5 protein-coding genes are annotated in these 5,410 nt (G+C 69.2%); 3 read left to right on the top strand and 2 right to left on the bottom strand.

The features are described 5' to 3' along the window. Together RIF68_RS26115 and tal are read left to right on the top strand one after the other, a co-directional pair. On the top strand, nt 1–1,447 hold a 1,447-nt coding region (locus tag RIF68_RS26115), incomplete at its 5' end, for a transketolase (protein WP_309053749.1). Between the two features lie 56 nt (nt 1,448–1,503). Then, on the top strand, nt 1,504–2,604 hold the full coding sequence (gene tal, locus RIF68_RS26110; protein WP_309053748.1) for a transaldolase: 1,101 nt from the start codon (nt 1,504–1,506) through the stop codon (nt 2,602–2,604). A 575-nt stretch (nt 2,605–3,179) separates the two neighbouring features. Here the strand turns inward: tal and RIF68_RS26105 are convergent. Continuing rightward, the gene (locus tag RIF68_RS26105; protein ID WP_309053747.1) at nt 3,180–3,638 is read right to left on the bottom strand and encodes a DUF4383 domain-containing protein; all 459 of its coding nucleotides are present in this window, start codon (nt 3,636–3,638) and stop codon (nt 3,180–3,182) included. 164 nt (nt 3,639–3,802) lie between these two features. Then, nucleotides 3,803–4,372 carry a hypothetical protein gene (locus RIF68_RS26100; RefSeq protein ID WP_309053746.1) on the bottom strand — a complete coding sequence of 190 codons (570 nt, stop codon included), beginning with the start codon at nt 4,370–4,372 and terminating at the stop codon, nt 3,803–3,805. Between the two features lie 306 nt (nt 4,373–4,678). Here RIF68_RS26100 and RIF68_RS26095 point away from each other — a divergent pair, with 306 nt between their 5' ends. Continuing rightward, entirely contained in the window at nt 4,679–5,200 is a 522-nt protein-coding gene (locus RIF68_RS26095; RefSeq protein ID WP_309053745.1) for a YetF domain-containing protein, read from the top strand. Nucleotides 5,201–5,410: the final 210 nt, after the last annotated feature.

The raw sequence follows: 5,410 nt of genomic DNA, 5'->3' as shown, positions 1-5,410 counted from the left end.
CGAGGACCTGGCCGCGGTCGACCGCGCGCTGGCCGCTGCCCGGGCCGAGACCGGCCGCCCGTCGCTGGTCGTGCTGCACACGATCATCGGCTGGCCCGCGCCGAACAAGCAGAACACCGGCGCGGCCCACGGATCCGCGCTGGGCGAGGACGAGGTCCGGGCGACCAAGGAGATCCTCGGCTTCGACCCCGACAAGACTTTCGAGGTCGACCCGGAGGTGCTTGAGCACGCCCGCCAGGTTACCGAGCGCGGCGCGCAGGCGCACGCGACGTGGCAGCAGCGCTTCGACGCGTGGCGGACCGGCGACCCCGACGGTGCCGCGCTGCTTGAGCGGCTGTCCACCCGTCGGCTGCCGCAGGGTTGGGCGGACGACCTGCCGACCTGGGACGCCGATCCGAAGGGCGTGGCGACCCGGAAGGCTTCCGGCGAGGTCCTCGCCGCCCTGTACCCGGTCCTGCCGGAACTGTGGGGCGGTTCGGCCGACCTGGCGGAAAGCAACAACACCGCGGTCAAGGGGGAGGCCTCGTTCCTGCCCGAGAGCCGGCAGACCAAGATGTGGTCGGGCGGCCCGTACGGGCGCATGCTGCACTTCGGCGTCCGCGAGCACGCCATGGGCGCGATCATGAACGGCATCGCGCTGCACGGCGGGACCCGCGTGTACGGCGGCACGTTCCTCACCTTCTCCGACTACATGCGCGGTGCGGTGCGGCTGGCCGCGCTCATGCAGCTCCCGGTCACCTACGTGTGGACGCACGACTCCATCGGGCTGGGCGAGGACGGCCCCACCCACCAGCCCATCGAGCACTACGCGGCGCTGCGGGCCATCCCCGGCCTGGACTTCGTCCGCCCGGCCGACGCCAACGAGACCGCGGTGGCCTGGCGCACCATCCTCGAGCACAACGACCGCCCGGCCGGACTCGCCCTGTCCCGGCAGAACCTGCCCGTCCTCGACCGCACACAGTTCGCGTCGGCCGAGGGCGTCGCCCGGGGCGGCTACGTGCTGGCCGAAGCCTCCAGCGGCAGTCCTGAGGTCATTCTGATGGGCACCGGAAGCGAGGTGCAGATCGCCGTCGCCGCCCGGGAGACGCTGGAGGCCGACGGCATCCCGACGAGGGTCGTGTCACTGCCGTGCTGGGAGTGGTTCGCGGCCCAGGACCGGGCCTACCGCGAGCAGGTGCTGCCGCCTGCGGTGCGCGCCCGGGTGAGCGTCGAGGCCGGTGTGCCCATGGGCTGGCGGGAGTTCGTCGGCGACGCCGGCCGCATCGTCGGCCTCAACCACTACGGCGCCAGCGCGGCCTACACCGTGCTGTACGAGCAGTTCGGGCTCACCACGGACGCGGTCGTCGCCGCGGCCCGGGAAAGCCTCGCCGCCGCCGAGGCACCGCCGCTAGCCCCCGCCGGCCCGGACAGCGCCGGCGTCCTGCACGCCCCCACCGGCGATCGCTGACCCGCTGACTCGTCTCCTCCCCTCGCACTTCGCCCCGCCCTTTGGAAGGCACTGTCATGACACAGAACGAGAAGCTGGCCGAGCTGTCGGCAGCTGGGGTCGCCGTCTGGCTCGACGACCTCTCACGCGACCGCATCCGCAGCGGCAATCTGCAGTCGCTCGTCGATGACTACTCCGTCGTGGGCGTCACCACGAACCCGACCATCTTCGCCGCCGCGATCAGCGGGTCGGACTCCTACGACGACCAGGTCCACGCGATGGCCGTCCGCAAGGTCAGCGTCGATGAGGCGCTGCGAACCATCACCGCCGCTGACGTCCGCGACGCCTGCGACCTGCTCGCCCCGGTGGCTCAGCGCACCGGCCGTGACGGCCGGGTGTCGCTCGAAGTGTCCCCCGGGGTGGCGCACGACACCGACGCCACGGCCGCGGAGGCGGCTCACCTGTGGTGGCTGGTCGACCGGCCCAACCTGTACATCAAGATCCCCGCGACGCAGGAAGGCCTGGCTGCGATCACCACGTCCATCGCACACGGCATCAGCGTCAACGTCACCCTCATCTTCAGCCCCGAGCGCTACCGAGCGGTCATGGACGCCTACCTGTCCGGACTCGAGCAGCGTCTGCAGGCCGGCGGATCGCTGGACGGGATCGAATCGGTGGCGTCCTTCTTCGTCTCCCGCGTGGACACCGAGATCGACAAGCGACTGGACGAGGCCGACGCGGACCCCTCCCTCAAGGGCAAAGCCGCAGTGGCGAACGCACAGCTCGCCTACCAGGCCTACCAAGAGGTCTTCTCCTCCGACCGCTGGCGCACACTGGAGGCGCAGGGCGCCAAGCCGCAGCGCCCGCTGTGGGCATCGACCGGCGTGAAGAACCAGGACTACCCCGACACCCTCTACATCAGCGACCTCATCGCCCCGGACACCGTGAACACCATGCCGGAAAAGACCCTCAAGGCCTACGCCGACCACGGCCACCCCGGCACGCCCATCCAGCAGACCTACGACGAGGCGGCGCAGGTCATGAAGGCCGTGGCCGATGCCGGTGTCGACCTCGACGACGTCTTCAAAGTCCTCGAGGACGAGGGCATCAGGAAGTTCGCCGACTCCTGGGACGAACTCACCAATTCAGTCCGCTCACAGCTCGAAGACAAGAAGTGAACCAGCTCAACCAGTGCAGGCTCGCCTGCCCGGCGGAACGGCCCGGTCACGGCTCCGCTATACCTTGAGTGGCGGCGGCCTCCACCCATCCCTGCCTGCGGAACAGCAGCGCAGCCTTCACCCCTCCATCCTCAAGACAGACGTCCTGCTCAGGGGCATCGGCGGGGTCGATGCGCGCGGTCACGGTGACCTTGTCGCCGTCGTGGGGACGGGCGGAGGTTAGCCGGGCAGGCAGGCGGGCAGGTCCTGCACGTCGGCGAGGTAGGCGAAAAGCCGTTCCGAGGGAACCGCAACCGTGATCGCGTCGTAGTAGCCACCCCTACCCCCCGCCGGTCCCGACCGGCCGTACCGTGAAACGAAATGGCCGGTTCACCGCCTCCGCCCGGTAGGCACAACAGACGTCCCGTCCCTGCGACCCTGGTCAGCGGGCTATCAGCACTGGCCATGGGAAGACGCAGCGCGCGGTGACAGGGGAACCGCATCACTTGCCCGCATCGCCCCTACCGCGACGGCCGGTGGCGGCCCGCCGGCCGCCACCGCCCGTTTGCCGTACTTCAGTGGGCTCCCTGTGCCGATCACACAGCAGTCCGTGTCGCACTCCGCCCGCGGGTGAGTAGGGCACCGAGCGCGATCATTCCCAGGCCCAGCAGCAGGTGCAGCCAGTTGTCGGCGGTATTGACGGGGACGAAGTTCGCGGCGCTGTCGTGGTCGATGATCAGCCCGTACAGCCACAGGACCAGATAGATGGCGCCGCCGGCAAGGAGGTAGAGCCGTGCTTGAGCTGCGCTGCGCGACAGAGCCAGTCCGGCGACGCCAAAGGCGAGATGCACAAGGTTGTGCAGGATGGACACCTGGAAAAGGCCCAGCAGCTTGGCCTCGGAGTGGTGCGCGGCGAACTCCATGGTGTCGTAGTTCGTGGTGATGCCCGGGATGAAGCCGAGGACCCCGACCAGGAGGAAGACCGCGCCCACGACCAAGGCGGCCTGCTGTACCGGGGTTCGGGCAGTGCGGGCGGCACGTGCGTGTGTGGACATGGCAGCTCCCTGATTCAAGCGTGAAGGCAAGCCCGGCTGTCCGGTCCGCCATAGCCCTCCCCGTGTGCCCCCAGCCGTCGCAGACATGCCACAGCAGCACCATGCGCACACACGCCTGGCGGCTGCGGCCTGCGGTCATAGCCGATCCGCCGCACGAGGCGGCGTCAGTCCCTCAGATGGGCAACGGAGCGGGCCCGCTCCCACATGCCGGGAACCTGCTCGCTCGGACGCTGCTGTTCGCCGTGCAGGGCATTGAGCACCACCAGGCACCCGGTCAGGGCCGGCACCGCCCACTGAGCAGCGGCCAGCTGCCGCCGCGCCTTGTCCACGTCAACCGGATGCTTGTGCGCCTTTTCGGCGTCATCAGGATCCGTAGAAGAGGCCAGCTCGACCTTCTTGCCCAGGACGCGGGCCCAGGCGGTGGCGGCCAAAGCCGCAGCGGTGACGACGGTCTTAGCCGTGGTGGAGGCGGCCACACCCTGCTGGGTGGCGACCCGGTGCGCGTTCACGGCAAGCAGCCCGCCGCCGCCGAACAGGTGCGCGCCGATTGCGGCCGCATTGACCGGCGCCCACTTACCCCAGCCCGATGACGCGATCCGGTCCCGCGTCGCCTCCGTGCTCCCTTCGTCCTGGGCCGCACCGTTCAGGCCGATCGCTCCCATCAGCGAGCCCCCGAACCAGGCGGCCAGACCAAGATCGTGCAGACTGCGGATGGCGGTGGCGCGTTCAGACATACAGGGCTCCTTCAGGGCGGTCGCAAGAGCTTGGCCGACGTGGACGGCCGCGCCCACCACCCTCACCGCATTCCAGATGCCCCGCCATCACGGCAGGCCAGATGGGTGCATACCGCACAGCGGCCATTCGCGGTCCTGTAAGGGTTCGCCACTTGCTGTGGCACGCCGCCTGCCACTCGTCTTCACTTGGCCCGGCGCCGCGCCGGGCTGGCAACGAGGGAGGCGGCCCTCTCTCGAACTGAGCGGGCTGGGGCCGTCGGCACGACCAAGCAGTCCGGTCCTTGCCATGGCGGGTAGATGTAGGGAATGTTCTTCGACTCCTGGTACGACATGCTTCGCGTGGCGGTCATGGCTGCCTGTGCCTATGCAGCACTCATCGTGGTGGTGCGGTTGTCGGGCAAGCGCACGCTGGCGAAGATGAACGCCTTCGACCTGGTGGTCACCGTGGCTTTGGGCTCGACTCTGGCCACCATCCTCCTCAACCGCAGCGTCTCTTTGGCTGAGGGAATCCTTGCTCTGTCCCTGCTGGTGGTCCTGCAGTTCGTCAACGCCAAGGCCGCGGTGCACTCTCGCTCCTACCGGCGCCTGATCAAGGCGGAGCCGACGTTGCTGCTGAGTGACGGACGCCTCCTCAGCGACGCGATGGCACGGCAACGGGTCACCGAGAGCGAGGTCCGCCAGGCGATCCGCTCCCAAGGAATCGGGGCAGTCGAGGATGTGACTGCCGTGGTGCTGGAGACCGATGGCAGCTTCAGCGTCCTCAGCCGGTCCCAGACCGGATCCGGCAGCTCGCTCCAGAACATCCGCCAACCGACTCTAGACAGCTGAACAGGTAACAGGCATCGGTGCGAGCCGCAGGGGCAGGTGCGCGGCCCGGGCAATGGTGAGGCAGCCGGCCCTTCGGAGAGCAGTAAACCGATCCGATGGCATGCTCGCGGCCGTCGGCAGCACGCACAGGGCCGAGCAAAGCCCACCCGTGACTCGGCCCTGCCACTTCCCACCGGCCGCACACACCCGGGGAGCTGGACCGCTACCTGA

Origin of the sequence: Streptomyces sp. (assembly GCF_031178505.1) — a bacterium.
Classification (GTDB): Bacteria; Actinomycetota; Actinomycetes; order Streptomycetales; family Streptomycetaceae; genus Streptomyces; species Streptomyces gulbargensis.
The sequence above is the reverse complement of the archived record's forward strand: the minus strand, read 5'-3'. Positions and strand labels throughout refer to the sequence as shown.

Excerpts from the sequence above, each read along its gene's own strand:
- tal (WP_309053748.1), top strand. The coding sequence starts at position 1,504 with ATGACACAGAACGAGAAGCTGGCCGAGCTGTCGGCAGCTGGGGTCGCC.
- RIF68_RS26105 (WP_309053747.1), bottom strand. The coding sequence starts at position 3,638 with ATGTCCACACACGCACGTGCCGCCCGCACTGCCCGAACCCCGGTACAG.
- RIF68_RS26100 (WP_309053746.1), bottom strand. The coding sequence starts at position 4,372 with ATGTCTGAACGCGCCACCGCCATCCGCAGTCTGCACGATCTTGGTCTG.
- RIF68_RS26095 (WP_309053745.1), top strand. The coding sequence starts at position 4,679 with ATGTTCTTCGACTCCTGGTACGACATGCTTCGCGTGGCGGTCATGGCT.